Source organism: Pandoraea soli, assembly GCF_902459595.1.
Classification (GTDB): Bacteria; Pseudomonadota; Gammaproteobacteria; order Burkholderiales; family Burkholderiaceae; genus Pandoraea; species Pandoraea cepalis.
The window spans coordinates 283,804-309,104 of sequence record NZ_CABPSG010000006.1 but is presented as its reverse complement, the minus strand read 5'-3'; the positions used below and the strand labels follow the sequence as shown (position 1 = coordinate 309,104).

The 25,301-nt window shown below is 66.0% G+C and carries 25 protein-coding genes and 1 riboswitch; of the genes, 13 read left to right on the top strand and 12 right to left on the bottom strand.

Going from position 1 to position 25,301, the window contains the following annotated elements; all coding sequences use genetic code 11:
• Positions 1–7: 7 nt before the first annotated feature.
• Together PSO31014_RS13340 and PSO31014_RS13335 are read right to left on the bottom strand one after the other, a co-directional pair.
• Positions 8–319, bottom strand: coding sequence for a cell division protein ZapA (locus tag PSO31014_RS13340; RefSeq protein WP_150552052.1), 312 nt, complete (start codon positions 317–319; stop codon positions 8–10).
• Positions 316–627 carry an ATPase gene (locus tag PSO31014_RS13335; RefSeq protein ID WP_150552051.1) on the bottom strand — a complete coding sequence of 104 codons (312 nt, stop codon included), beginning with the start codon at positions 625–627 and terminating at the stop codon, positions 316–318. The genes PSO31014_RS13340 and PSO31014_RS13335 overlap by 4 nt, the downstream gene beginning before the upstream one ends.
• A gap of 89 nt (positions 628–716) precedes the next feature.
• Positions 717–968: riboswitch (cobalamin riboswitch) on the top strand.
• Positions 969–1,122: 154 nt separating this feature from the next.
• Here PSO31014_RS13335 and PSO31014_RS13330 point away from each other — a divergent pair.
• From PSO31014_RS13330 to PSO31014_RS13300, 7 genes are all read left to right on the top strand, one after another.
• Positions 1,123–3,114: a TonB-dependent receptor plug domain-containing protein gene (locus tag PSO31014_RS13330; RefSeq protein WP_150552050.1), complete on the top strand. Its 1,992-nt coding sequence runs from the start codon at positions 1,123–1,125 to the stop codon at positions 3,112–3,114.
• Positions 3,115–3,141: 27 nt separating this feature from the next.
• Positions 3,142–4,137: a FecCD family ABC transporter permease gene (locus PSO31014_RS13325; protein WP_150552049.1), complete on the top strand. Its 996-nt coding sequence runs from the start codon at positions 3,142–3,144 to the stop codon at positions 4,135–4,137.
• Positions 4,134–4,958, top strand: a complete 825-nt coding sequence (locus PSO31014_RS13320; RefSeq protein WP_150552048.1) for an ABC transporter ATP-binding protein — start codon at positions 4,134–4,136, stop codon at positions 4,956–4,958. The genes PSO31014_RS13325 and PSO31014_RS13320 overlap by 4 nt, the downstream gene beginning before the upstream one ends.
• 93 nt (positions 4,959–5,051) lie before the next feature.
• A complete protein-coding gene (gene cobO, locus PSO31014_RS13315; protein ID WP_150552047.1) occupies positions 5,052–5,696 on the top strand; it encodes a cob(I)yrinic acid a,c-diamide adenosyltransferase in 645 nt (214 codons plus the stop codon).
• 31 nt (positions 5,697–5,727) lie between these two features.
• Positions 5,728–6,813: a nicotinate-nucleotide--dimethylbenzimidazole phosphoribosyltransferase gene (gene cobT, locus PSO31014_RS13310; RefSeq protein ID WP_150552046.1), complete on the top strand. Its 1,086-nt coding sequence runs from the start codon at positions 5,728–5,730 to the stop codon at positions 6,811–6,813.
• Positions 6,810–7,688, top strand: coding sequence for an adenosylcobinamide-GDP ribazoletransferase (locus tag PSO31014_RS13305; protein ID WP_246176623.1), 879 nt, complete (start codon positions 6,810–6,812; stop codon positions 7,686–7,688). The genes cobT and PSO31014_RS13305 overlap by 4 nt, the downstream gene beginning before the upstream one ends.
• Positions 7,679–8,278, top strand: a complete 600-nt coding sequence (locus PSO31014_RS13300) for a histidine phosphatase family protein (RefSeq protein ID WP_150552045.1) — start codon at positions 7,679–7,681, stop codon at positions 8,276–8,278. The genes PSO31014_RS13305 and PSO31014_RS13300 overlap by 10 nt, the downstream gene beginning before the upstream one ends.
• A gap of 27 nt (positions 8,279–8,305) precedes the next feature.
• On the opposite strand, the gene PSO31014_RS13295 is transcribed toward PSO31014_RS13300, so the two are convergent.
• A complete protein-coding gene (locus PSO31014_RS13295) occupies positions 8,306–9,259 on the bottom strand; it encodes a cobalamin-binding protein (protein WP_150552044.1) in 954 nt (317 codons plus the stop codon).
• A gap of 266 nt (positions 9,260–9,525) precedes the next feature.
• On the opposite strand from PSO31014_RS13295, the gene PSO31014_RS22425 reads away from it, so the two are divergent.
• On the top strand, positions 9,526–9,672 hold the full coding sequence (locus tag PSO31014_RS22425) for a hypothetical protein (protein ID WP_174976502.1): 147 nt from the start codon (positions 9,526–9,528) through the stop codon (positions 9,670–9,672).
• Between the two features lie 247 nt (positions 9,673–9,919).
• Here PSO31014_RS22425 and PSO31014_RS13290 read toward each other — a convergent pair whose 3' ends face one another.
• From PSO31014_RS13290 to cobU, 4 genes are all read right to left on the bottom strand, one after another.
• The gene (locus tag PSO31014_RS13290) at positions 9,920–10,138 is read right to left on the bottom strand and encodes a hypothetical protein (RefSeq protein ID WP_150552043.1); all 219 of its coding nucleotides are present in this window, start codon (positions 10,136–10,138) and stop codon (positions 9,920–9,922) included.
• A 224-nt stretch (positions 10,139–10,362) separates the two neighbouring features.
• Entirely contained in the window at positions 10,363–11,421 is a 1,059-nt protein-coding gene (cobD, locus tag PSO31014_RS13285; RefSeq protein ID WP_246176622.1) for a threonine-phosphate decarboxylase CobD, read from the bottom strand.
• Positions 11,418–12,398, bottom strand: coding sequence for an adenosylcobinamide-phosphate synthase CbiB (cbiB, locus tag PSO31014_RS13280; protein ID WP_150552042.1), 981 nt, complete (start codon positions 12,396–12,398; stop codon positions 11,418–11,420). Before cbiB ends, cobD begins: the two co-directional genes overlap by 4 nt.
• A gap of 6 nt (positions 12,399–12,404) precedes the next feature.
• The gene (cobU, locus tag PSO31014_RS13275; protein WP_150552041.1) at positions 12,405–12,956 is read right to left on the bottom strand and encodes a bifunctional adenosylcobinamide kinase/adenosylcobinamide-phosphate guanylyltransferase; all 552 of its coding nucleotides are present in this window, start codon (positions 12,954–12,956) and stop codon (positions 12,405–12,407) included.
• 40 nt (positions 12,957–12,996) lie between these two features.
• On the opposite strand from cobU, the gene PSO31014_RS13270 reads away from it, so the two are divergent.
• Together PSO31014_RS13270 and PSO31014_RS13265 are read left to right on the top strand one after the other, a co-directional pair.
• Positions 12,997–14,514, top strand: a complete 1,518-nt coding sequence (locus tag PSO31014_RS13270) for a cobyric acid synthase (RefSeq protein WP_150552040.1) — start codon at positions 12,997–12,999, stop codon at positions 14,512–14,514.
• An 81-nt stretch (positions 14,515–14,595) separates the two neighbouring features.
• Positions 14,596–15,219 (top strand): ParA family protein, encoded by a 624-nt coding sequence (locus PSO31014_RS13265; RefSeq protein ID WP_150552039.1) that lies wholly within the window; start codon positions 14,596–14,598, stop codon positions 15,217–15,219.
• Between the two features lie 102 nt (positions 15,220–15,321).
• On the opposite strand, the gene panD is transcribed toward PSO31014_RS13265, so the two are convergent.
• From panD to PSO31014_RS13245, 4 genes are all read right to left on the bottom strand, one after another.
• Entirely contained in the window at positions 15,322–15,744 is a 423-nt protein-coding gene (gene panD, locus PSO31014_RS13260; protein ID WP_017235048.1) for an aspartate 1-decarboxylase, read from the bottom strand.
• A 127-nt stretch (positions 15,745–15,871) separates the two neighbouring features.
• Positions 15,872–16,708: a pantoate--beta-alanine ligase gene (gene panC / locus PSO31014_RS13255; protein WP_150552038.1), complete on the bottom strand. Its 837-nt coding sequence runs from the start codon at positions 16,706–16,708 to the stop codon at positions 15,872–15,874.
• Between the two features lie 187 nt (positions 16,709–16,895).
• Positions 16,896–17,723 carry a segregation and condensation protein A gene (locus PSO31014_RS13250; RefSeq protein ID WP_150552101.1) on the bottom strand — a complete coding sequence of 276 codons (828 nt, stop codon included), beginning with the start codon at positions 17,721–17,723 and terminating at the stop codon, positions 16,896–16,898.
• Positions 17,724–17,891: 168 nt separating this feature from the next.
• Positions 17,892–18,074 (bottom strand): DUF3460 family protein, encoded by a 183-nt coding sequence (locus tag PSO31014_RS13245; RefSeq protein ID WP_017235051.1) that lies wholly within the window; start codon positions 18,072–18,074, stop codon positions 17,892–17,894.
• 353 nt (positions 18,075–18,427) lie between these two features.
• On the opposite strand from PSO31014_RS13245, the gene PSO31014_RS13240 reads away from it, so the two are divergent.
• The 3 genes from PSO31014_RS13240 (at position 18,428) to bamE (ending at position 24,971) form a co-directional block, all read left to right on the top strand.
• Positions 18,428–20,158, top strand: coding sequence for an autotransporter assembly complex protein TamA (locus tag PSO31014_RS13240; RefSeq protein ID WP_150552037.1), 1,731 nt, complete (start codon positions 18,428–18,430; stop codon positions 20,156–20,158).
• Entirely contained in the window at positions 20,158–24,300 is a 4,143-nt protein-coding gene (locus PSO31014_RS13235; RefSeq protein WP_150552036.1) for a translocation/assembly module TamB domain-containing protein, read from the top strand. The genes PSO31014_RS13240 and PSO31014_RS13235 overlap by 1 nt, the downstream gene beginning before the upstream one ends.
• A gap of 134 nt (positions 24,301–24,434) precedes the next feature.
• Complete coding sequence (bamE, locus tag PSO31014_RS13230) at positions 24,435–24,971, top strand: outer membrane protein assembly factor BamE domain-containing protein (protein ID WP_150552100.1); 537 nt, start codon at positions 24,435–24,437, stop codon at positions 24,969–24,971.
• Positions 24,972–25,017: 46 nt separating this feature from the next.
• Here bamE and PSO31014_RS13225 read toward each other — a convergent pair whose 3' ends face one another.
• The gene (locus PSO31014_RS13225) at positions 25,018–25,281 is read right to left on the bottom strand and encodes a DUF6356 family protein (RefSeq protein WP_150552035.1); all 264 of its coding nucleotides are present in this window, start codon (positions 25,279–25,281) and stop codon (positions 25,018–25,020) included.
• Positions 25,282–25,301: the final 20 nt, after the last annotated feature.

Genomic DNA, 25,301 nt, shown 5'->3' with positions numbered 1-25,301 from the left:
TGAATTTTCAGCTTTGATACTGATCGATCACAGCGCTCAGTCGTTCGTTCATGCGATTCATTCTACTCTGAATTTCTTCTGCGGGGAATGCTTGTCCGGCAGCAATACTTTTTTCCAACGCAAGCAATTCGGATGCCAGACTCAAGGCTGCCATGACGGCAATCCGGTCGGTGCCGCGCACGTTGCTTTGCGCACGCACCTTGTTCATCTCGGCATCGACGCGCGACACCGCAGACAGCAAGTCGGCCTCGTGTTCCGGCGGGCAAGCGAGCCGGTACGACTGTTCCAGAATATTGACTTCGAGCTGCTTGATCGTCATGCGTTTTCTCCACCGGGGGTGCCGAGCAGATCCATTTGACCTTCAGTGGGGTTCTGCGTCGGGAGCTTTTCCAGAATGGCATTCAGGCGAACCTGCGCTTCGTCGATCTTGGCAGCGAGTTGATCGCGCTGCAGACGCAGGGCGTCGCGCTCGACGCGTAACTGCTCGATGGCAGTGCGTGTGTCGTCGCATTCGGCGCGCGCGCGATCGAGTTCGGCGAGCAGCGCCTGGTTGTGTTGATGAAAACGTTGGCTGATCACAACCAACTGTTCAATTTTTTCGGTGAGATTGTCGAGATCGGTGAGCATCGGGCTGCGTCCTCTTAATTGCCCTACATTCTAACGGAATCGGCGGCCAATGCCCGATGAATGAGCATTGACGCTCATTCGAATGGCCCCTACACTTGCGGCACTTCGGTGCTCGCGCACGCCCTCCCGGCATGCGCAGTTAAACGGGAAACAGGGAGCCGCGCCCCCACACGGGCTGGCCAACCTGTGCTGCCCCCGCAACGGTAAGTCATTCTTTCGGCCCGAAAGGTTTCCGAAAACGCGCTTCACCTTTATCGCCACTGTGAGTTATCCGCTCGCGGGAAGGCCGGTCAGGCGCCACAATGACAAGCCCGGATACCGGCCTGAGTGAGTGGGGAAACGCCATGCCATCCGGCGCAGCCGGTGGCGGGCAGTCGTCGTTTTCATGTGTCGATGCTTCGCATCCGTGACGTGTCACCGGCGCTCCCCTTGCGCCAGCGGCCTGCGGGGGAACGGGCCTAGGCAATAAAAAAACTACGGAAGTCACACCCGATCATGCGCACCCACGTTCGCGCGATGGCGCTGCACGCGCCTGCTTTTAGCCGCACTACCCGCGTTGCCCCGGCACCCGCCGCCTTGGTTCCCGCCCCCCATCGTCTCGCCCTTGCGACTGCCCTGCTGGCCGCCAGCATCGGCGCTCATGCCCAGTCTGCCGATGCCGCATCGACGGCACCGGCGGCACCGGCGGTTCAGGCCACCGACACGACCGACAGCGCCACCGCCGTGCAACTCAAGGCGACCGTGGTGACAGCCTCGCGCACCGAGCAGACGCTGACAGACACGCTGGCGGCCACCTCGGTGATCACGCGCGAAGACATTGAACGCAGCCAGACGCAGGATTTGCCGACGCTGCTGCGCGGACAGGCCGGCGTGGAAATCGTGCAGAACGGCGGTTTCGGCGCGTCGGCGAGCGTCTTCATGCGCGGCGCGGCATCGAACGCTTCGCTCGTGCTCATCGATGGTGTGCCCGTCAACGCCGCCACGACCGGTACGACCAACATCGCCCAGATCCCGGTGTCGCAAATCGACCACATCGAGATCGTGCGCGGCAACGTCTCCGCTCTGTATGGTTCGCAGGCCGTCGGCGGCGTGATCCAGATCTTCACGCGCAAGGGCAACGGCGGCCCGCCCCGCGCTTATGCCGAAGTGGGCTACGGCACGAACAACACCACGCAGGCCAACGCCGGAATCGCCGGCTCGTTCGACGACGGCAAGACCCGCTTCTCACTGGACGTCTCGCGGTTTCACACCAACGGCATTTCGGCGCAGGACCCGCGCTTCGCTCCGAAGGTCAACCCCAACCGCAACGGCGACGGCAACACGAGCGTGAGCGCATCGCTGTCGCGCAAGGTCGGCGACACGTGGGAGGTCGGTGCGCGCCTGTTCCAGAGCGACGGCAGCAGCAGCTACGACAATGCCTACGGCAAGCCCTCTGACTTGAACGACACCGACACCCGCGTGCGCCAGATTTCAGGCTTTGCGAAGGGCAACCTCACGGACAAGTGGAAGACCCGGATTACCGTCACGCAGGGCGACGACTACAGCTACAACTATCTGAACGGCAGCGGTAACGGCAACTTCCATACGTCGAGCAACCAGATCGACTGGGCCAACGAATACGCGTTCATGCCGGATCAGAAGCTGATCGCGGGCTACACGCGTCTGGAGCAGACGGTCGAGAGCAGTACGAACTACGACCGCAACAACCGCCATCTCGATTCGGGTTACGTAGGATATGAGGGACGATTCGGCAAGCATCAGATTCAGGCCAACGTGCGACGCGACGTGTATTCCGACTTCGGCGGCGCGAACAGCTACTGGGCCGGCTACGGCTACTTGCTCACGCCGCAGTGGAAGGTCATGGCCAATGCGTCGGACGGCTTTCGCGCACCGACCTTCAACGAGCTGTTCTATCCGGGCTTCGGCAATCCGAACCTGCAACCGGAACGCTCGATTTCGAAGGAACTCGCCGTGCAGTTCAACGGCGGCGAGCGCCTCGGTCTGGTCAAGTTGACGGGGTTCCGGACCCACTACACGAACCTGATCCAGTCACTCACGGTGTTCCCGTACACGGCCACGAACGTCGCAAACGCGCGCGTCGAGGGCCTCGAGTTGACCTACGCGGGCCGTCCGTTCCTCGGCGTGGACGTGCGCGCGTCGTTCACGCGGCAGAACCCAACCGATCTGGATGCCGACAAGCAACTGGCGCGTCGCGCCCGGCAGTTCGGGGCGGTCGGTCTGTCGAAGACGTTCGGCAAGTTCACCGTCGGCGGCGATGTGTTCTACAGCGGCGAGCGTTACGATACGGGCGGTCAGCATCTCGGGGCCTACACGCTCGTGAACCTGCAGACGCGCTACGATATCGACAAATCCTGGTACGTCTCGGCGCACCTCGACAACGTCTTCAACAAGAACTACCAGACGGTCTATGGCTACAACACCCTCGGACGCGCGATTTACGTCTCGCTCGGCTGGAAGCAGTTCTAACGACGTTCTCGCCGGGCGAGACGCCGTATGACGCTGCGTCGCGCGCTCGCCATCTGGACGGGACTGGCTGGTTTGGCACTGGCCGTTCTCGTGGCGTCGCTCATGCTCGGGAGCGTGCCGGTCTCGTTGCGCGCAATCGGCACGCTGCTGCTCGGTCATGACGCCGGTCTTGCGGGCGACGTGGTCTGGCGTCTGCGCCTGCCGCGCGCACTCGCCGCGTTCGCCTGTGGCGGGCTGCTCGCGGTGGCGGGCACGCTGATGCAAACGCTGTTGCGCAACCCGCTCGCGGATCCCTACGTGCTGGGCATTTCCGGCGGCGCGGGGGTTGCCGCGCTGGCTTCGCTGGCGCTCATGCTGCCCTTTTTCTGGGTGCAGATGAGCGCCTTCGCCGGCGCGCTTGCCGCCATTGCCCTCGTGATGGCGCTCGCTCACCGAAGCTTTCTGCGCCCTGGCGATCAGGACAGCAGCCCCCAATTGTTGTTGACCGGCGTGATGATGGCCGCCGGCTTTGGCGCGCTCGCCACGCTCATTCTTACCCTCGCGCCCGACGCCAGCCTGCGCGGCATGCTGTTCTGGCTTACGGGCGATCTGAACGGCGTCGACCGCGCGTGGCTGCCGCTGGTCGCGCTCGCGGCGACGCTGCTCATCGTGTGTCCGGTCGCGCATCGCCTGAATGTGCTGCTGCGCGGCGAAGCGGTGGCGCATGGCGTGGGCGTGGCCGTTGGCCCGCTGCGTGCCCGCATCTACCTGGCGGCGTCGCTGGCAACCGCCGTGGCCGTGACCACCGCGGGCAGCATCGGCTTCGTCGGTCTCGTCGTGCCGCACATCCTGCGTTTGCGCTTCGGCAACGATCAGCGCATGCTGCTCCCGGCCGCCGCGCTCGGGGGCGGGGCGTTACTGATGTTCGCCGATCTCGTGGCGCGCACCGTTATTGCGCCGACGCAATTGCCCGTTGGCGTCATCACGGCGATGATCGGCGTGCCCGTCTTCCTGTGGCTGCTTTCCCGACGAGCCATCCAATGAACGCGCCGCTGCTGCAAACACATGCGCTGACACTGCGCGCCGCCGAACGGGTGCTCGTCGACCAGCTCGATCTTGTGATCGCGCCGGGCGAGTGCTGGTGTCTGGCGGGGCCCAACGGCGCAGGCAAGACGACATTGCTCGGCACGCTCGCCGGACTGCGTCATGTGGACGAGACACCGCCACGCGACGCCCCGCTCAGCGCCAGCGGCCGCGTGACGCTTGGCGGCAAGGCGCTGGCGCAGTGGCGTCCGGCGTTGCTCGCCAAGGTGCGCGCGCTGATGCCGCAACAAACACGCGACGCGTTCGGCGCCACCGCGCTCGAAGTCGTGCTGACGGGCCGTCATCCTTATTTGGCGCAAGGTCGCTGGGGGGCATGGGAGTCGGACGACGATATCGCTGCCGCCATGGCCGCCCTTGCGCAGGTCGGTCTGGAGCGCTTCGCCGCGCGCGACGTCACCACGCTCTCGGGAGGCGAGCGCCAGCGCGTATCGCTGGCCGCCGTGCTGGCTCAGACCACGCCGTTGCTGTTGCTCGACGAACCGGTCTCGCATCTCGATCTGCATCACCAGATCGACGCGCTTGAGCGACTCGCGCGCCACGCCGAACGCATTGATGCCGCCGTCATCTTCTCGTGCCACGATTTGAATCTGGCGCGACGCTTCGCCACGCACGCGCTGCTGCTCGACGGCCGTGGCGGATGGCGTGCCGGCGCGGTGCGCGACGTGCTCTGCGCCGAGCATTGCAGCCATGCTTTCGGGTATCCGCTGCGCCTCATTCGCGATGGCGACGACGAGGCCCTCGTGCCCGTGCGTCGCGTGTGAATGGCGAGCATGGTGCCCCCGTCGTACGGGCGTACACTCCCAACCGCGTGCGGCCGTCCCGCGTCGCACGCCCGCTTTTGACAGGTGCTTTTCATGACGCAAGACGTCCCGCAATCCCCATCCGAACCGGCATCCGACGACGGGCGCAACGCGCGCCATCGCACGCGCATGGCGCGCAAGAAGGAGGTGATCGACGACAAGATCGCGCAGGCCCAGCGCGACTGCGGCGTGATCGTCGTCACGACCGGCAATGGCAAGGGCAAATCGAGCTCCGGCTTCGGCATGGTCGTGCGCGCGATGGGGCACGGCATGAAGACGGGCGTCGTGCAGTTCATCAAGGGCGCGATCCCGACGGGCGAGGAGACTTTCCTGCGCCGCTTTCCTTCGGAGTGCGAGTTTTTCGTGATGGGCGAGGGCTACACCTGGGAGACGCAGGACCGCACGCGCGACATCGCGAAGGCCGAAGCGGCCTGGGAGCAAGCGCGCCGAATGTTGCGCGACCCGTCGTTCGGTCTGGTGTTGTTCGACGAGTTGAACATTGCCCTCAAGCTTGGCTATCTCGACGTCGACACGGTGATCGCCGATTTGCTGGCACGACCGGAGATGCAGCACGTGGTAATCACCGGACGCGGCGTCCCGCAAGCGCTGATCGATGTAGCCCACACCGTGACCGATATGACGCCGGTCAAGCATGCGTTTGCCCAAGGCATCCGTGCGCAGGCCGGCGTGGAAATGTAACCATCGCCTCATTGTTTCAGGACGTCACCGTATGAATGCTTTCAGCCCCTCGCTCGCCGAACTGTTCGATATCGCCGCGCCTGCTACAGCGATGGACGCCTCGCTCAGGCATGCCATTGACATCAAGACGAAGCCGCCCGGCAGCCTGGGCGCGCTCGAGCGCGTGGCCCATCAGATCGGCCGGATTCAGCAGAGCGCGACGCCCGATCTCGCGCGTCCGGCCATGCTGGTGTTCGCGGGCGATCACGGCATCGTCGCTGCGGGCGTGAGTCCATATCCGCAAGCCGTCACCGCACAGATGGTGCATAACTTCCTGCGCGGCGGTGCGGCCATCAACGTGTTCTGCCGCACCCACGGCATTGGGCTGGAGGTCATCAACGCGGGCGTTGCGGCTGATTTTCCGTCGCATGCGTCGCTCGTCGACATTCCCGTGGCGCGCGGTACGAAGAACTTCCTCGAGGCGCCCGCCATGACCCGCGAGCAACTCGAAACGGCGTTGGCCGCCGGGGCCGCGCGCGTTGTGGCGCACGCCTCGCTTGGCACGCGCATGATTGGCTTTGGCGAGATGGGCATCGGTAACACGTCGTCGGCGGCGTGCCTGATGCAGCGGCTGACCGGCCTGCCGCTCGCGGCATGTGTCGGGCGCGGCACCGGTGTCGACGACGCCGGTCTCGCGCGCAAGACCGCCATACTCGAACGTGCGCTGGCGGCGCATTCGCACGTGGCGAACGGGCTGCCGGATCCGCTGGAGACGCTCGCCACCTTTGGCGGCTTCGAGATCGCGATGATGACCGGCGCATATCTCGCGGCCGCGAAGTTGGGACTCGTCATCGTGGTGGACGGCTTCATCAGCACATCGGCGCTGTTGGTCGCCGCGCGCGTGTCGCCGGCGGTGCTCGACTATTGCGTCTTCGCGCACGCGTCGGACGAGACCGGCCATCGAGCCATGCTCGAGATCCTCACGGCGACGCCGATGCTGCAACTGGGCCTGCGTCTCGGCGAGGGCACGGGCGCTGCACTCGCGATGCCGCTCATTCAGGCGGCCGCCGCGTTTCTGCGCGAGATGGCAACGTTTGAAGGAGCGGGCGTGAGTGAGCGCGAGGCGTCGGACCAATGACCCCCTCGTCCCCCGATCCTTCGCGCCCCTGCGACGATGTCGATGCGCCCTCGAGCGCGTTGGCTACGCAGGATCGCCCGGCGCCCGAAGCGGCTTTTGCAGGGGCGTTCGGGGGCATCAAGGGACAGGTGCGGCTTTTCCTGACCGCGCTCGGGTTTTTCACACGGGTGCCGATTCCGCCGTGGGTCGGTCATTCGCCCGAGCAACTGAATGCCGCGACGCGTTATTTCCCGCTTGTCGGCGTGTTCGTCGGCGCGCTCGTCGCGTTGTTGACGGTGGCGATGGGCCGGTTGTGGTCGCCGCACCTCGCGATTGCATTGGGGTTGGGCATCAGTGTGCTGCTCACCGGGGCTTTTCATGAGGACGGGTTGGCCGATTCGGTCGACGCGTTCGGCGGCGCGTTCACGCGTGAGCGCGTGCTGGAGATCATGCACGACTCGCGCATCGGCACCTACGGCGCGGTGGCGTTGTGGCTGGCGCTTGCCGTCAAATGGCAGGCCCTCGTCGACATCCAGGCGGCGGCGGGGTGGGGCGGCTTTGCCGTCGTGCTGATCGGCGCGCACGCCGCCAGCCGCAGCATGGCGATCAGTCTGTTGCGCTCGCTCGATTACGTTCGTGCGGAAGGCAAGGCCAAGCCGGTCGCGCAACGTTTGCGCCTGCGCGACCTGTTGTTCGGCGTGGCGTGCAGCGTGCCGTGGTGGGGGTGGCCCGACTGGCGCGCCGGCGTGACGGGCGCGGTGGTGCTGATCGCGTTGCGCGCAGGTTTCATCCGTTATCTGCGCCGACGTCTCGGTGGCTACACCGGCGACACGCTCGGCTTTGCCCAACAACTCGGCGAACTCGCGCTGTATCTCACGGTGTGCGCATGGATCTGATCCTGATGCGGCATCCGCCGCCCGATGTCGCGTCTTCCGTCTGCTACGGCCGGACCGACTTGCCGGTCGATGCAGCGCGCTTCGACGCCTGTGTCGCCGCAATGCAGGCCGGACTCGCGGCGCAACTCGATGGCCGCCCGCCGACGGCGATTCACAGCAGCCCCTTGCAGCGCGCACGACGCGCCGCCGATGCCTTGGCGACGTCGTTCGGTTTGCCGGTGATGGAAGACGCCCGACTTGCGGAGATGGACTTTGGCGCCTGGGAAATGCGATCGTGGGACGCCTTAGACCGGCGCGATCTCGATGCTTGGGCGCTCGACATCAATGGATTCACGCCTCCCGGCGGTGAATCCGCGCGCGACATCGTGGTGCGCATGAATGCATGGGCGATGGGATTGTGTGACGCGGCGAGCGCTGCGAACGAGGTACATGTGGTCGTCGCCCACGCGGGACCGATTCGCCTGCACACGGCGACGACGTTGCGCATGCCGACCACGGCATGCCTGTCATGGGCGCTCGACTTCGGCGCCCTCTGTCATCTTCACGTCGCCGACGACGGCCACGCGCGATTGATTCGCTGGAACGTGTGAGCGGCCGAGCGCCGCCCCGCGAGCGCATCACTGCGCGGCGGGTTGGCGACGTGCGCGAGCGATATCGAGGTCTTCGCACATCGCGCGTGCGCCGTCGAGAATGCGCGGGCCGGGCCGGCTGATGAGGTCGCCGTCGATGCCGAACAGGTTGTTATGGGCCACGGCAGGCAACTGCGGCCACTTGCGCCAAGCCTCGAGCGTGGCGAGCGGTTTGGCAGACGTTGTTGCGCCAAGCGTCGCCGTGAACATCGCCTCCGGCTGTTTGGCCAGTACCGCTTCGATGGACACGCGCGGCACGAGCGGTGCTTCGTCGGCGAAGACGTTCACGCCGCCGCACAGCCGGATCACGTCGCTCACCATAGCGTTGCCGTTCAGCGTCATGAGCGGTTGCGTCCACACTTGATAGAAGACCGCGACAGGGGAGCGCGACGCGTACTGCTTGCGCAGCGCTTCGTAGCGCGCGCGAAACGCTTGCGCCGACGCTTGCGCTTTGGCGGGCGTTCCCGTCAACGTGCCCAGCGTCTCGATTGCCGCGGGTAGATCCGTCAGATGCTTCGGCTCTGAATAGAAGATGGGGAGTTTCAACTGCTTCAATGCTTCGACCTGACGCTGCGAGTTGCCATGCATCCACACGACGAGCAGGTCGGGTTTGAGCGAGAGAATGCGTTCGAGATCGAGCGCGCTGTTGTCGCCGACGCGCGGCAGGCGACGTGCGGCCTCGGGGTAATCGGAGTAGGCGACCACACCCACGACCTTGTCGCCCGCGCCGGCCGCAAACAGCAACTCGGTTGCGTGCGGCGAGAGGCTCACCACGCGCCGGGCCGGGGCCGCGAGGGTAACCGTGGCACCGGAGTCGTCTTTGACGGAGATGGCGGCGTGGGCGCTGAGCGTGGCGAGCCAGACAGCGGCCAGGGCAATTCCATCGCGGCGAATTCTGCGGAGACGGCAAACAAGGGGTACGGCCGGAAGATCGAGCGGCATCTGGGCAAGCTTGGGGGTGAAGGACGTGGGTTGGCACGGTGGAGCGTCGCGAAAACGCACCGGCCCGCCGGCCGACTCGCCATTCTCTGCGGGTTGTGGCGTCGCGACAAGGGGCTGGTGTGCCGATCCCCGCGAACCGATGTCATGCATGAGGGGTCGAACGATGCGTGACGCGATAGGCGGGAGCGCGTCGGGACATTGGCAGACAATACGTACGGCCCGTGCGCGGGATTCTAGGAGTGGAAGTCGTGAAGCGAAATATCGGAATGAGGAGCGCGTTGACGCTCGCGCTGGTGATGATGCTCGGTGCGTGTGCGGCGCCGGACGGACATGGCGGTGCGAGCGCCGCGAACGGCACGAGCAAGGTCCAAGCCTACGGCGTGATCGACGGTGGCGTAACGCTGGTCAAATAGCGCGACACATCGATCGACGCATCGTGCGAAGCCTCGTGGGACAACACGCTGGCAATCGCGCCGCAAGTTAAAACGACCGCGCCCCCGGACTCCGGAGAGTTCAGGGGGCGCGATCGCTAACGCGTTGTCAGGGCGTGACTACCGCATGACTAAAGCGTTACTGAAGCGAGGCTGCGGTGACCGGCGGATGGCGCACCGTGTGACGGAACCGCTTGCGCGGCAGTGCCCAGCCAACCGGTCGGCGACCTTAGTTGGACGCCGGAGCCGGGGCGGCAGCACCTGCGTCCGACGCCGGCGCGCTCATGGCAGCGCCTGCATCGCTGGCCGGTGCGGCCGTGTCTGCCGCCGGTGCCGATGCCGTCGTGTCGGCGGCCGGCGCGGCCGTTTGGTCTTCCTTCTTGGTGCAACCGACGGTCACGACAGCGGCGGTCAGGAGGGTAGCGAGCAACAGAGGCAGTTTTTTCATTTGGTCGTCCTTTTATCGGAGAAAGCCCTTGCGAAAGAACCTTCAGTCTAACGGCGCCCTTCGGCGATGACTGTATGCATTTGTTGCAGAAATGCTTCAATTTGTAACGAAAAAGGACTCGCGTCTCACGTCGTGTCATACGAGGTAAGCGCAATTTAAGATGACCTTTCGGGAACGTTACGAGGAATTTGGACGGCCCCCGACTTCCGCAGTTCCCTAATTTGTCATTCGGGACGCGCGCCGTCGAGTGCCGTTTGTAATCGCTGCCACTCGCCTTCGGTCGACGGCAGGCCGAGCCGCAGACTCGGCAAGGTCAGCGTTTCCCCGTTCGCCACGGTGACCGGACGCGCCTCGAAAAGGCGTGTCCAGATGCCCTGCGCCGCCAACTGGGCGTGCCACCGCGGCGCCATCGCATGCGGTGTCCATGCGAAGAGGGGCGTGCCGTGCGCCGGCCAGCCCCGCGTTCGCAACAGCGCAAGCAGCCGTTCGCCATCCTCCACCAAACGCGCGCGTGTCGCCGCTTGCCACGCCGTATCGCGCAGGGCGGTTCGGACAGCGAACCTTGCCGGGCCGCTGACCGTCCACGCACCAAGACGCTCGGCCAAGCGCGTCGCCAACGCCTCAGGACAAAGCGCAAAGCCCGCGCGAATGCCCGCCAGCCCGAAGAACTTGCCAACCGAGCGGAGCACGACGAGGCCGTCCTCGCCCGCGTGGGACGTCATCGACGCGTGGGGTGAAACGTCTGCAAAGGCTTCGTCGACGATCAACATGCCACCGCGCTCGGCCAGCAAACATTGCCATCGTGAGATGGTTTGGCGCGAAACGCATCGTGTCGTCGGATTGTCGGGATTGACCCACACGAGGTAGTCGACGTCGGGCAATCCGGCCTCGGGCCCCAGCCATGGCACAAGGGTGTGCCCGGCTTGTGCGAAGGCCGGCGCGTACTCGCTGTAGGTGAGCGAGGCGACGGCAACGCGTCCCGGCCGCAGCAGCGCGGGTAACGTGCGGATGACCGCTTGCGATCCGGCGCACGGCACCACTGCGTGGGCTGGCGCGCCGTAATATTGTGCCGCCACGTCGCGCAGATCGTCGAGGGCGTCGGGCAAGTCGCGCCAGACGCTCGCGGGCGGCATCGGCACGGGATAGCCGTTCGGATTGATGCCGGTGGACAGGTCGAGCCAGTCCTCGCGGGGGCGTTGATACCGACGAATGGCTTCGCCGAGATTGCCGCCGTGGCGAGGCCCTGATGGCGCATACAAGGCCGGGAATGCCGTCTCGCTCACAACATCCCTGTCGGCACGTTATCGGCCTGTGAGGCCGCGAAGAGCGCCAGCGCGCCGCTGACGATCAGCCACATCCACATCGAGCGCGAGATGAGCCGCCACGCGGCCTTGATGTGCTGTGGCGACGGCGTCATGCCACAACCCAGCGCCGGACGTGCTTCCCACTCGCCGTGATAGCGGGCCGGGCCGCCCAATTGGACACCGAGACTGCCTGCCCCGGCGGCCATCACCGGCCCGGCGTTCGGGCTGGACCATGCGCTCGCCTGCGTGCGCCAGCAGTCGATGGCCCGGGAGACGTCGCCGAAGATCGCATAGCTCGCAGCCGTCAGCCGCGCGGGAATCCAGTTGAGCGCATCGTCGATGCGAGCGGCCGGTCGGCCGAAGTACAGAAACTTGTCGGTGCGATAGCCCCACATGGCGTCGAGCGTGTTCGCAAGTCGGAACAGCACGACGCCGGGCGCGCCTGCAATGGCGAACCAGAACAGCGCGCCGAAGATGGCATCGTTGCCGTTCTCCAGCGTTGACTCCACCGCTGCGCGCGCGAGATCGGAGGCACTTGCGTCGTCGGTGTCGCGCGAGACGATGCGCGCCGTGAGCGCGCGCGCTTGCGTCAGGTCGCCGTCGCGCAGCGCCTGGGCGATGGGCATCACGTGCTCGCGCAGGCTGCGTGCCCCCAAGGCGGCGTACAAGGCTAGCGCCTGCCAGACGATGCCTCCCCAACCGGGCAGGAACGTGAGCGCCCAGGCGATCACGACGGGCAGTACCAGCATGATCGCCCACGCCCAGACGCCGCGCGCCATGGCGCTGAACGGCTTGTCCTGGATGCCGGGCGCGTTGAGCCAGGCTTCCACGCCATTGGCGATGTAGCCGAACCCGGCCAGCGGATGCCACCGGCGCGGCTCACCGAGCCAGGCGTCGAGCAGTACGCCGATCAGGGCGGCGAGCCAGAGCGATTCGGGGGCGATGGCGGTGAGCATTGGCGATTATCCTTTGACGGCCATCGGCAATCCGGCGACGACAAAACGCACTTGGGGGGCGCGTGCGGCGACACGCTGGTTCAGACGGCCCAACTCATCCACGTAGCGTCGCGTCAGCGAACCCATCGGAATCACGCCGAGGCCTATTTCATTGCTGACGACGATGATCTTGCCGGGCAGCGATTCCAGCGTCCGGTCGAGCGATTCGACGACATCGTGCCACCGCGTATCGCTGGCGGGCCCTTCGGGATGATCGTCCGGCGGGCAGAGCCAACCGGCCAGCCACAGCGGCAGGCAGTCGACCAGTACGCAATGGCCGTCGCGGGCGACGTCGCGCAGCGTTCCCGCGAGATCGCGTCCGACTTCCACGGTGCGCCAGTGCGCCGGACGGCTCGCGCGATGATGCGCAATGCGCGCGCGCATCTCGGGCTCGTCGCTCACCGCGGCGGTAGCGACGTAGGTGACCGGCAGGCCGCTTTGTCCGGCGAGACGTTCGGCGAACGCACTTTTGCCGGAGCGCGCGCCACCCAGCACGAAAGTCAGGTCGAGGGCACTCATGGGCAATATTGTACGAGCGGCCGATGCGATAATTCGCGTCATGAGTGAAATCCCTGTCAATTTCGCCGCACCTTCACGCGCCTATCGGGGCACCCTGATGATTCAGGGCACGTCGTCCGATGCCGGCAAGAGCACGTTGGTCGCCGGGCTGTGCCGCTTGCTCCATCGTGAAGGCGTGCGTGTGGCACCCTTCAAGCCGCAGAACATGGCGCTCAACAGTGCCGTGACGGCCGACGGCGGCGAGATCGGCCGCGCGCAGGCGTTGCAGGCGCAGGCGGCCGGCATCGCGCCGCATACCGACTTCAATCCCGTGCTGCTCAAGCCGAGCAGCGATCGCGGCGCGCAGGTCATCATCGGCGGCAAGGTCATGGCCGATCTCGATGCGCGTGCGTATCACGAGTACAAGCCCCGTGCGATGGCCGCCGTGCTGGCCGCTTACCAGCGCTTGCGCACCGGCTACGATGCGGTGCTCGTCGAAGGGGCAGGCAGTCCGGCCGAGGTGAACCTGCGCGCGCGCGACATCGCGAACATGGGCTTCGCCGAGGCGGTCGATGCGCCAGTGCTGCTCGTCGCCGACATCGACCGGGGCGGTGTGTTCGCGCAATTGCTTGGCACGCTCGCGTGTCTGTCCGATAGCGAGCGCGCGCGCATCAAGGGTTTCGTCATCAACCGGTTTCGCGGCGATCCGTCGTTGCTGACCAGCGGCCTCGAATGGTTGGAGGCGCGCACCGGCATCTCGGTGCTGGGCGTGCTGCCCTATCTTCACGGCCTGCATCTGGATGGCGAAGACATGCTGCCCGGCGAGCGCCACTCGGCCGCGCGCGGCGAGACACGGTTGCACGTCGCGGTGCCCGCCTTGCCTCGTATCAGCAATCACACCGACTTCGACGCCTTGAGGGCGCACCCGCAGGTCGACTTCCGCTACGTCGGCGCGGGCGAGTCGTGGCCCGCCTGCGACCTCGTGATTCTGCCCGGCAGCAAGCATGTGCGTGCCGATCTGGCGTGGCTGCGGGCGCAGGGTTGGGCGCCGGCCATCGCGCGGCATCTGCGCTACGGCGGCAAGGTGCTAGGTATCTGCGGTGGCTTGCAGATGCTCGGGACGGCGATTCACGACCCGCTCGGGCTGGAAGGCGAGCCGGGGACGACCGCCGGTCTCGGATGGCTCGACATCGAGACCACGATGCAGCCGCAAAAGCAGCTGCGCGTCGTGGCGGGCCGCCTGAGCGTCGGCGATGCCCCCGTGAGCGGCTACGAGATCCACATGGGCGTAACGCACGGGGCGGCGCTCGAGCGGCCGGCCGTCTGGTTGGCGGGCGAAGTGAGTGAAGCGGCCGCCCGCGCCGACGGCGCCCGCTCGGCCGACGATCGGGTGATGGGCACCTACCTGCATGGCCTGTTCGATACGCCGCAGGCCCTGCAAGCGCTGCTCGCGTGGGCCGGTGCCGGTGATGTCGAGGCGCAGGACTACAACGCGCTGCGCGAGGCGTCGCTCGACCGGTTGGCGGATTCGCTGGCGGCGCATCTGGATCTGTCGCGCGTCTGGGCGTGCTTGCGCTAGTGCGCAGCGACGGTGGACTGACGCGAGGCCGCCATCCGGCCGTTGTAAGATGAACGGCAAATCGACCTAGGGGAGTCTGCGATGCCGGTGATTGTGGTGGCGAATCCGAAGGGGGGAGTGGGCAAGAGCACGCTGGCGACGAATCTGGCCGGCTATCTGGCCGCGCAGGGGCACGCCGTGATGCTCGGCGATACCGATCGGCAGCAGTCGTCGCGGGCCTGGTTGGGCTTGCGCCCGCCTGGGCTGCGCCAGATCGCCACCTGGGAGGTCGATCACAACGAGGTTGCCCGTCCCCCCAAGGGTACGACCCATGCGGTGCTCGACACGCCCGCAGGGCTGCACGGCAAGCGGCTCGAGTCGATCCTCAAACTCGCCGACCACGTGCTGGTGCCGCTGCAGCCGTCGATCTTCGATATTCTCGCCACACGCGATTTCCTGCAAAAGCTGGGCGAGGAGCGGGCGGTGCGTCAGGGCGATGTGCGTATCGGCGTGGTCGGCATGCGGGTCGATGCCCGCACTCGCGCGGCCGATCAGCTCTCGCGCTACTGCGAGGAGGCCGGCTTGCCGGTGCTCGGCATGCTGCGCAACACCCAGAACTATGTGCAGCTCGCCGCGCACGGCCTCACGCTGTGGGACGTGGCGCCGGGACGCGTTGAACGCGATCTGCCGCAGTGGGAAGGCATTACGGCCTTCGTCGCGAAGTGATCGTCTGCGAGGGCGGTGACTGAGCCGGCGCGACGACAATGACCAAGGGGCCCGCGGGCCCCTTGGTCATTCGACACTTGTCGTTGGCGTCGACGAGCGGCCTTACTTGGCTGCTTGCGCCGCCTCGAAGGCGCGTGTCTCTTCCCACGCTTGCAGCGGCACGTGATCGCGTTCGCCCTTCTGCACGTTCTTCTCGTCGACAAACACCAGCTTGGGCTTGAACCCGGCCAGCACTTCCTTTTCCTCGACCTGTGCGTACGACACGATGATGACGACGTCGCCCAGTTGCGCGCGGCGGGCCGCGGCGCCGTTGAGCGAGATCATGCCGCTGCCGCGCTCGCCGCGAATGGCATAGGTCGTGAAGCGTTCGCCATTGTTGACGTTGAAGATGTCGATTTGCTCATTTTCGACAAGGCCCGAGGCTTCGAGCAGGTTCTCGTCGATCGCACACGAGCCTTCGTAATGCAATTCGCAATGCGTCACGGTGGCGCGGTGGATCTTCGACTTGAGCATGGTGCGGTACATGGCTTGCCTCTAGTATTGCGGTGTCGCGCGAGCGGCGCGACGAAAGATGCGCGTGCAACCGGCACGCGCGGCTTGCGTCGGGAGCACGAGGCAACGGTCGTTCGACCGTATGCGGCGTGCCCGGCGCTCAGATTTCGAGATTGTCGATCAGTCGTGTCGCGCCGAGCTTGGCGGCCGCAAGCACCACCAGGCTCTCGGCCGGTGCGGCGCCAGGGGCCGGCGCACGCAGGTTGGCGCGTTGGCGAATCGCCACGTAATCCGGCTTCCAGCCGCGCTCGGTCAGCGTTTGCATGGCCGCCGCTTCGAGCGCCGCGTAGTCTGTCTTGCCGCTGTTGACGTCGTCGCGAACCTGGCCCAGCAGACGATAGAGCTGCGGCGCTTCGGCGCGCTCGGCATCCGACAGGTAGCGGTTGCGCGAGGACAGCGCCAGGCCGTCGTCGGCGCGCACGGTCTCGGCGGCGATAATCTCGATGGGCAGCGCGAACTGACGGCACATGCTGCGCACGATCATCAGTTGCTGGTAATCCTTCTTGCCGAACACGGCCACGCGCGGCTGCACGCACGAGAAAAGCTTGGTAACGACCGTACACACCCCCGTGAAGAAACCCGGGCGGAACTCGCCTTCGAGAATGTCGCCGAGATCGTGCGGCGGCTCGACGCGGTATTCCTGCGGCTCCGGATACATCTCCCTTTCGTCCGGCGAGAACAGCACGTAGACGTTCTCGCGCGTGAGCTTCTCGACGTCGTCGGCCATCGTGCGCGGATACTTGTCGAAGTCTTCGTTCGGTCCGAATTGCAGGCGGTTCACGAAAATGCTGGCGACGACCGGGTCGCCGTGTTGGCGCGCCAGTCGCATGAGCGACAGATGCCCGTCGTGCAGGTTGCCCATCGTGGGCACGAAGGCGACGCGATTCTGTCCGCGCAGTTGGTCGCGCAGTTCATGAATCGAAGGGATGACTTTCATTGAGGTTCCGTGCGTGGCGTACGTGTGTGTTACGTCCAGGCGTGGCGCGCGCCTTGTCTGGCAAGGGCGTGGCCGCCAAAACGTCCGGGCGATTGTAGAGGAAATCTCAATCGGCGTGCGCAAAACCGCGCTGGCATGGCGGACTCCCGCCGCCCCGAGGTTTCCTGAGCGCGTCGTTGGGCGACGCTCAGTTGGGCGAATAGGTCAGACGGACATAGATCGGCGCAAACGGCTCGGCCTGGGTGATCTCCAGCAACGACTCGCGCGAGAGTTCGAGCATGGCGATGAAGTTGACCACCACGACCGGCACGCCGCGCGTGACGTCGAACAGTTCGGTGAACTCCATGAAGCGTGCGCCTTGCAAGCGTCGCAGAATCTGGCTCATGTGCTCGCGCACGGACAACTCTTCACGCGAGATCTTGTGATGCTGCACGAGCTTGGCCCGGCGCAGCACTTCGGCCCACGCGGCGCGCAGGTCCTCGGCGTCGACATCGGGGAAGCGCGGCTGGAGGCTTTGCTCGATATAGACCTGCGAGCGCAGGAAGTCGCGGCCGAGCACCGGCAGCGTGTCGAGCTTCTGCGCGGCGAGCTTCATCTGCTCATACTCGAGCAGACGGCGCACGAGTTCCGCGCGCGGATCCTCGGCGTCTTCACCGGTGTCGGCCTTCTTGACCGGCAGCAGCATGCGCGACTTGATCTCGATGAGCATCGCGGCCATGAGCAGATACTCGGACGCGAGTTCGAGATTGGTCCGGCGGATCTGTTCGACGTAGAGCAGGTACTGCTTCGTGACCTGCGCCATCGGGATGTCGAGCACGTTGAAGTTCTGCTTGCGGATCAGATACAGCAACAAGTCGAGCGGGCCTTCGAAGGCTTCGAGAAAGATCTCGAGCGCGTCCGGCGGGATATACAGATCGTTCGGCAGGGCGAAGAGCGGCTCGCCATACAGGCGCGCACGCGCCACGCCGTCAACCGTGTCGGGCGTGGAGTCCTGTCCGCTGTGCGGCGCGGGCAGTTCTGTCGCCGGGCTGCCGGTCGGGCGCGGCTGGGGGGGTGATCCCTCTGACGGTGTCGCATCGACGTGCGCCGACGCCGGCGCGACGTCGGCGATCGGCTCGGGCGTGTGCGACGGATCGTCGGGCGGACTCGGATTCAAGAGAGGACTCGGCCGGGCAGCGGCGACTTACTCGCCCTGATAGACGTAGGGCTGCTGGGCCACGCGCGATTGCTGGGCCTGGCGGCGCTCGTCCAAATCGATCGGCTGCTTGTCCCACAGCAGGGCGCGACCTTGGCGTTGCTCGGCTTCCAGCGTCGGCTTCTCGGTCTTCAATTGCTTGATGAATTGGGTGATGTCGGATTCGTACATGGTCGATTGCTCAAAAAATAGGCAACAGCGGCGCCATTGGGACGGCGCCAATCGACGCAGATTCTACCGCAAACCCGTCTCGGCCCACCGTTTTGGCTGTTTTGGGCCAAGCGGGTGAACAGGGGGAAGGGATATGTTCAAATACGCCTCATATATGCCGTACATGTGCATCGCACGCATAAATGCTGTGCCATGCTTGCACCCAAGGCGCGATCGGGCGCCATTGACCGCATGCCGGACGACCGGCGACAACATTCAACACGCCAAGGAAGGTTTTGACCGTCTCGCAGATCCCACCCGGTGACGACGTTTGCCGTCGCCTAGTCGTGCCCCCTTTGCGCACGCTACCGGCCATGCTGGTCACGCTGGCCGGCTTGATATTGGGCCTGGGAGTGCCCGGCGCGGCGCAAGCCGACTATCGCGTTCGTGTCGACGCCCCCAACGGTCTGGCCAAGCTTCTGACGGACAATCTCGATCTCGTGCGCTACGCCGCGCGCGACGACATTGGCGAGGCTCAGTTCGAACATCTGATCGCGACCGTGGGCGAGCAGGTGCAGGAACTCACGTCGACGGAAGGCTATTTCTCGCCCGTCACGCATGTGGACGTGGCCACCATCAACGGCAAGCGCGACGTTCATGTCGCAGTGGCTTCCGGCCCGCGCACGCATATCAAGAACGTCGATCTCACGTTCACCGGCCCGGTGATCGAACAAGATCCACAGCGTGTCGCGCAGTTGCGCAATGCCTGGGCGTTGCCGGTGGATGCGCCGTTCCGTCAGGCCGACTGGGACAAGGCCAAGGACGACACCCTGTTCCAACTGGGGCAGAAGCGCTATCACGCGGCGAAGATGGCCTTCGCGCGCGCCGTGGTCGATGCCGATAACGACGCTGCCTCGCTCGTCGCGACGTACGAGAGCGGCCCGCCCTTCACCCTCGGCCCGCTCATCATCTCCGGTACGCGGCGCTATCCGGCGCAGATCATCCGCAATGTCAATCCGCTGTCCGAGGGCGAGCCATTCGACGCCGAGCGCTTGCGGGAACTGCAGCGTCAGATTCAGGCCACGCCATACTTCTCGAACGTCATCATTTCGGTGACGGAGGACCCGGCGCGTGCCGAAAACGCACCGGTCGAAGTCAAGGTGCGCGAATTCCCCACGCAGCGCGTGCGAAGCGGGGTCGGCTATACGACCGATACCGGCGCGAGCGTCAACGGGCGTTATTCGTACTACAACCTGTTTGGCCGCGCGTGGACGTTCGACACGCAGGCGCGTCTGGAACAGTACCGACAGGGCGGGTACGCCGAAATCGCCATGCCGCCCGACACCAGCGCGTACACCAACAGCCTTCGCGGATCGTTCGAGCGCACGTATTTGAACGGCCTGGATCAACGCTCGACCCAGATCGGCATCAAGCGCGCCCGCTCGCGCGATCGCTACGACTGGGCCTATACGCTCGACTTCTACCGCGCGGACGAACGTCCCGACGGCGGCCAGCCTTTCCTCAACAAGGCGCTTGTGGCGGCGTTTTCGTGGAATCGTCGCGATGTCGACGACTTGATCTTTCCGCGCAAGGGCAACATTGTGAACACGCAGATCGGCGTCGCGGCGAAGCCCGTCCTCACCGATCAGAGTTTTGGGCGTCTCTACGGCCGTATCCGTCAGTACTTTCCCGTGGGCCAACGTGACATCGTGATCGCGCGCCTGGAGCTTGGCGCCGTGCTCACCAACGGCAACAGCAACCGGATTCCGTCGTCGCTGCTGTTCTTCGCGGGCGGCACGTCGTCGATTCGTGGGTACACGTACCAGAGCATTGGCCGTCAGCAGAACGGCACCACGTTTCCCACCAAGTATCTCGGCACGGCAAGCCTCGAATACCAGCGCTGGGTTACGCGTGACTGGGGCGGCGCCGTGTTCTGGGACGTCGGCACGGCCACCGACGATTATCGGCACCCCACGCCGCTGTATCACGGCGTGGGGGTCGGTGTGCGCTGGCGCAGCCCGGTCGGGCCGGTGAACCTCGACCTGGGCTACGGCGTGCGCAACAAGCAGTTCCGTCCGGCCATCTCGTTGGGGGTGGCTTTCTGATGACGATGCCGCTCGATACCTCTCCGCCGCGCCCATCCGAGCCGCCGCCAACGCCACCAACGCCACCTGCGCGTCGTCGGCGATGGGTGCGTGCGCTGGCGGGCGCCGGTCTCGCCGTCCTGCTCATCGTCGTGTTGGTCATTGGCGCGCTGCTCTGGGCGATGTCGAGCGAACGCGGTAGCCGCTGGCTGTGGCAGACGGCGGTGTCGACGCTCGGCGGCAAACTCTCGGGGGAATGGCGCGGCGGCAGCCTCGCGCATGGCTTCACCGTGAGCGACGTGCGCTATCTCGACGGTGCGACGCGCATCACCGTGAGCCGTCTCGAAAGCCGTTGGGACTTGCGCTTGCGCCCGCTGCATTTCACCGTCGACAAGTTGCAGGCGGGGGACGTGGAAATAGCGTTTGCGCCATCGCGACCGTCGACCACGCCCACAACGATGCCGTCTAGCCTGCGTCTGCCGCTCGGCCTCACGTTGAACGACGTGCGTGTGGCGAAGCTCACACTGCATTCGCCTGCGCTGGTGCTGGAAGACGTTCGCGTCGCCGCGCGCAGCGACGGCACGCAACACACGATTCAGGTCGAACATCTCGGCACGCCCTACGGCGAGGTGCGGGCGAATGTGCAGTTGAACGGCCGGCGTCCGTTCGCGCTGGGGGGCAACGTTGGCTTGCAAGCGAAGGCGGGCGATATTCCCGTCGCCCTGCAGGCCGACCTGTCCGGCTCGCTCGACGCGCTCGTCGTCGACTTGACGGCGACCGGAAAGACGCTGAACGGTACGGCGCACATTGCCATGTCGCCGTTCAGCGCCGTGCCGCTCTCGCGCGCACAGGTGTCGCTCAATCACCTCAATCCGCGCGACTTCGATCCCACCGCGCCGCAGGCGGATCTCGCAGTGCAGGCCGATTTGCGACCGGAGCCAGGGGCCAGAACATTCCGCGTGCTGGGGCCGGTGTCCGTGACGAACGCCAAGCCAGGAGCCATCGATGCCGGCGGGCTGCCCGTCGAGAGCCTGCGCACGCAGGTGCTGCTCGATGCGACGCATCAGGCGCTGACCGATATCGAACTGAAGCTTGTGGGCGGCGGCCGGCTCACCGGTAGCGGCGAGCTGCGTCGGGAGACGGTGGCCGTATCGGTGGCGGCGGCAACGGCGCCTGTCGCGTCGGCGGCGAAGGGGGCGAAGGGGGCGAATGCGGCCAGCGCCGCAAAGGCGGCGCCGCCGACGTCGGCGGATGCCGAGGCGACTGTCGGCGGCTTCGCATTGACGATGCGCGATCTCGATCTGCGCGCGTTGTACCGCAAGCTGCCTGCGACGACGCTCGGCGGGCCACTCGACATCAAGCTCGACGCAACCGGGCAACACATCGTCCTCGATTGGCGCGACGCGGCCCGACGTGTGCTGGCCGACATCGGTCTCGATGCTAAGGGCACCACCGTCAACGCGCTCTCGCTGGAGGCCGGCAATCGCAAGGTTGCGGCCACCGGCGTTCTCGAAAACGACGACGCGGGCGCCTATCGGGCGCAGATCAAGCTCACGCGCTTCGACCCCGCCGCCTGGTATGACCTTTACGGCCCGCAAAAACGGGGTACCAAGCCACCGACGGCGAGCGTCACGGGGCAGGTCGATGCGCAGGGGGCGCTGCGTCCGGCGTTCGGACTCGCGCTCAAGTTTGCATTGCAGGACAGCGTCTACGCCGACTTGCCGATGAGCGGGTCGGGCACGGTGAGGCTGGCGGGCACGCGACTGCTGCCCAGTGACGCCAACCTGCTCGTGGCAGGCAATCAGGTGCAATTGCGCGGCAGTTTCGGTACTGCGGGCGACAAGATGGCGGTGAAGGTCGACGCGCCGTCGCTCGACAAGCTGGGCTTCGGCCTCGCGGGTCGGCTGCAAGTGGACGGGCAAGTGTCGGGCACGATCGAGCGTCCGGTCGTGGTCGCGTCGCTGGCGGCCGACAAGCTTGTCTTCGGGGCGCAACGGCTCCAGCATCTGAGCGGGAAGGTGGACGTCAGCGGCGGCCTGCCGGGCGCGGCGGGCGACCGGTTGAACGTGACGCTCGAGGGCCAGGGCCTGACCAGCGACATCGCGCGGCTCGATCGGCTCTCGCTTGCGCTGGCGGGCACTCGCGGCGCGCATACATTGCATCTGAAGGCGGCGGGCAGGTTGCGCGAAGCGCCGCTCGACATGAATCTCGATGCTGCCGGCGCCGTGACCGATACGCGCGGCAAGCCGGGCTGGCGCGGCATGATTCAGACGCTCGAAAACCGTGGCGTGCCGAAGCTTGATCTGGCGTCCCCGTGGCAGGTGCAGGTGAGTGCCGACCGCGTGCATCTCGGCGCGGCCAAACTCGTGACGGATGCGGGGACGGTGTCACTGGCAAACCTCGACTACGGCGAGGGACAACTGAAGACGGCGGGCACCATCGACACGCTCGACGTCGCGCAGGTGTTGCGCGTCATGCACGCGTTCACGGGCGAGTCGTCGTCGGTCGCCAGCGACCTCGTGCTCGACGGCAAATGGGACGTGCACACCGGTCAGCGTGCCGACGGCTTCGTCGAAGTCGTGCGGCGCAGGGGTGACGTCACGTTGAGTCGCGGCGGGTTGAACGAGAGCGTGAACGTGACGGTGACAGGCGTTCCCGGCCTGACGGCGGAGAAGGGCGGCGTGGGGGCGCGCGTGCCGCTCGGGATCTCGGCGCTGCGCGCGCACGTCGACCTGGCGGGGCAGACAGCGCACGTCACGCTCAAGGCCGTCTCGTCGCTGGTCGGCACGCTGGACGCCGACATACAGGCAGGCCTGCATGTGCAGGGCGGCATTCCCGAGGTGCCGGACACCGCGCCGCTCGCGGGACGCCTCGCCATTGCCGTCCCCGATCTCTCGAATTTCGAGCGTCTGGCCGGGGCGCAATTTGCCTTCAAGGGACGTGCGAACCTCCAAGTGACGCTCGCGGGCACGGTAGGCAAGCCGCGTCCCACCGGCGAGCTGACCGCCGACGATCTGTCGATGCAGATGTTCGACACGGGCGTTCGCGTCAAGAATGGTCGGGTGCGCGTGGCGCTCACACCGACCGAGATCGTGCTGCGCGACGTGGTCGTGACAGGCGGTGGCGGCGGCACGGCGCGGGCGACGGGCAACATCCGGCTCGACACGCCCGAGCCGACGCTTGGCGTTACGCTCACGGCCGACAAGCTGCAATTGTTCGCCGCGCCGGACCGGCAGCTAACCCTTACCGGCGAGGCGAAGGCGATGGGCAGTGGCGACGCGATGGCCGTGACCGGCAAGTTCACCATCGACCGGGCCCGTTTTGCGCTGCCGCCGACCAGCGCGCCGAAGCTTGGCGACGATGTCGTGGTGGTGCGCGGCGGCGCGCAGGCCCGCACCCGGCCGCTCGACGCGAAGGAGGAGGCTGCCCGCATCAGCGCGAAGCCGGCCAGCCGCTTCTCGCCGCACATCAACGTGGAGGTGAATCTGGGGCGGGACTTCCGCTTCGTCGGCGGCGGGGCCGACCTGCTGTTGCGCGGCAGCGTGCGCCTGCAGAGCGATCCGCTCACGACGATGCGTGCGACCGGCACCATCACGGTGGCGGAGGGCACGTACGAGGCGTTCGACCGGAAGCTCGCGATCGAGCGCGGTCAGATCAACTTCGTCGGCCCGCTCGACAATCCCGACATCTACATTCAGGCGATGCGCCGTAATCAGGAAGTCGCCGCCGGGGTGCTGGTGACGGGCACGGTGCGCCAGCCGCGTGTGTCGCTTGTGTCGGAGCCGAACGTGTCGGACGAGGAGAAGCTCTCATGGCTGATGTTCGGCCACGGCCCGGACGGCGCGGGGCTCGGCCAGCGTCAGGCGATGGCGGGGGCGGCCACGGCGCTGCTCGGGGCCACGGGCGGCAGACGCATCATCAAGGATCTCGGGATCGACGAGTTCAGCATCGGCACCAGCGACTCGGGCCTGTCGGACGACGAGCAGGTCGTGAAGGTGGGCAAGGCAATCTCGGACAACTTCGCCCTGGGATACGAGCAAAGTCTGACCAGTGCCGCGAGCATCGTGAAGATTACGTGGCAGGTGTCGCGTCGCTGGCAATTGGTGCTGCGCACCGGTTCGCTGTCCGGCTTCGACGTGTTGTTCAACCGTCGCTTCGACTGATCGATGCGGGGACGGCGCGGCGCGCCAAATGCGTGGAAAAAATACGGGAAAAGGAGGGGTTGTCGATGACAACGTTGCGCAGTTTCGTTCACCCGGCGCAGGGGCTGCGCCGGGGTCTTCGCTGGGGAGTCGCCATGGGATTGTTCGCGAGTCTGTTGGGCTTGTTCGGCTGCGATCAGCAGCAGATCGACAAGGTGCGTGAAAAAGCGCGCGATACGGTCAACGCTATCAAGCCGGATGACATGCTGTTGCGCAACCTCACACCGGGCGTCACGACCGAGGCCCAGGTGCGCGAGCAGATGGGCAAGCCGGAAATCATCTGGGAGAACGACGACGGTTCGCGGCGGCTGGAGTATCCGCGTGCGCCGGGCGGCTTGCGGACCTACATGGTTGACATTGCGCCTGACGGGAAGCTGCGTGGCGTCAGCCAGGCGCTCTCGCCGGAGAACTTCGAACAGGTGCGCCCCGGCATGTCGCAGGACGACGTGCGGCGTCTGCTCGGCAAGCCGACGAGCGTGGCGGAGTACCGACTGAAGAAGGAGACCGTGTGGAGCTGGCGCTGGCTCGAGGACGGCGTCAACACGGCGGGCATGTTCAACGCGCACTTCGGCCCCGATGGCCGGGTAACGGTCACGTCGCGCTCGGCGGATCCTGCGTCGGAGCGTCCCTGATCGGGGGCGAGGCGAAGGCCGATCGCTCGGCCTCGACGACTCGGCGTTATGGCATCGCCTGCGATTGTTGGCCCTCGGCCTTCTCGGACGGCGTCGCGGGCACGGCGTGCCGGTCGCGATGCGTCACCATGCGGTCGTGCAGGCGCACGATGATTCGACTGCCCGTTTTCTCGAACAGGAACGGCAGCAGTGCGTGCACGAGACACGCCAGACAGGCGCCGAGCAAGGGCAGCGCGAAGGACAGTGCCGACCCCATGTGTTGGAGGTAATTTTCACCGACAGAGGCCGGATGTTGAGTGAAGATTTTCATGATGCCGCCTGTTTCCAGAA

Coding starts and splice junctions, on each gene's coding strand:
- PSO31014_RS13340 (WP_150552052.1), bottom strand. CDS start 319: ATGACGATCAAGCAGCTCGAAGTCAATATTCTGGAACAGTCGTACCGG.
- PSO31014_RS13335 (WP_150552051.1), bottom strand. CDS start 627: ATGCTCACCGATCTCGACAATCTCACCGAAAAAATTGAACAGTTGGTT.
- PSO31014_RS13330 (WP_150552050.1), top strand. CDS start 1,123: ATGCGCACCCACGTTCGCGCGATGGCGCTGCACGCGCCTGCTTTTAGC.
- PSO31014_RS13325 (WP_150552049.1), top strand. CDS start 3,142: ATGACGCTGCGTCGCGCGCTCGCCATCTGGACGGGACTGGCTGGTTTG.
- PSO31014_RS13320 (WP_150552048.1), top strand. CDS start 4,134: ATGAACGCGCCGCTGCTGCAAACACATGCGCTGACACTGCGCGCCGCC.
- cobO (WP_150552047.1), top strand. CDS start 5,052: ATGACGCAAGACGTCCCGCAATCCCCATCCGAACCGGCATCCGACGAC.
- cobT (WP_150552046.1), top strand. CDS start 5,728: ATGAATGCTTTCAGCCCCTCGCTCGCCGAACTGTTCGATATCGCCGCG.
- PSO31014_RS13305 (WP_246176623.1), top strand. CDS start 6,810: ATGACCCCCTCGTCCCCCGATCCTTCGCGCCCCTGCGACGATGTCGAT.
- PSO31014_RS13300 (WP_150552045.1), top strand. CDS start 7,679: ATGGATCTGATCCTGATGCGGCATCCGCCGCCCGATGTCGCGTCTTCC.
- PSO31014_RS13295 (WP_150552044.1), bottom strand. CDS start 9,259: ATGCCGCTCGATCTTCCGGCCGTACCCCTTGTTTGCCGTCTCCGCAGA.
- PSO31014_RS22425 (WP_174976502.1), top strand. CDS start 9,526: ATGAGGAGCGCGTTGACGCTCGCGCTGGTGATGATGCTCGGTGCGTGT.
- PSO31014_RS13290 (WP_150552043.1), bottom strand. CDS start 10,138: ATGAAAAAACTGCCTCTGTTGCTCGCTACCCTCCTGACCGCCGCTGTC.
- cbiB (WP_150552042.1), bottom strand. CDS start 12,398: ATGCTCACCGCCATCGCCCCCGAATCGCTCTGGCTCGCCGCCCTGATC.
- cobU (WP_150552041.1), bottom strand. CDS start 12,956: ATGAGTGCCCTCGACCTGACTTTCGTGCTGGGTGGCGCGCGCTCCGGC.
- PSO31014_RS13270 (WP_150552040.1), top strand. CDS start 12,997: ATGAGTGAAATCCCTGTCAATTTCGCCGCACCTTCACGCGCCTATCGG.
- PSO31014_RS13265 (WP_150552039.1), top strand. CDS start 14,596: ATGCCGGTGATTGTGGTGGCGAATCCGAAGGGGGGAGTGGGCAAGAGC.
- panD (WP_017235048.1), bottom strand. CDS start 15,744: ATGTACCGCACCATGCTCAAGTCGAAGATCCACCGCGCCACCGTGACG.
- panC (WP_150552038.1), bottom strand. CDS start 16,708: ATGAAAGTCATCCCTTCGATTCATGAACTGCGCGACCAACTGCGCGGA.
- PSO31014_RS13245 (WP_017235051.1), bottom strand. CDS start 18,074: ATGTACGAATCCGACATCACCCAATTCATCAAGCAATTGAAGACCGAG.
- PSO31014_RS13240 (WP_150552037.1), top strand. CDS start 18,428: ATGCTGGTCACGCTGGCCGGCTTGATATTGGGCCTGGGAGTGCCCGGC.
- PSO31014_RS13235 (WP_150552036.1), top strand. CDS start 20,158: ATGACGATGCCGCTCGATACCTCTCCGCCGCGCCCATCCGAGCCGCCG.
- bamE (WP_150552100.1), top strand. CDS start 24,435: ATGGGATTGTTCGCGAGTCTGTTGGGCTTGTTCGGCTGCGATCAGCAG.
- PSO31014_RS13225 (WP_150552035.1), bottom strand. CDS start 25,281: ATGAAAATCTTCACTCAACATCCGGCCTCTGTCGGTGAAAATTACCTC.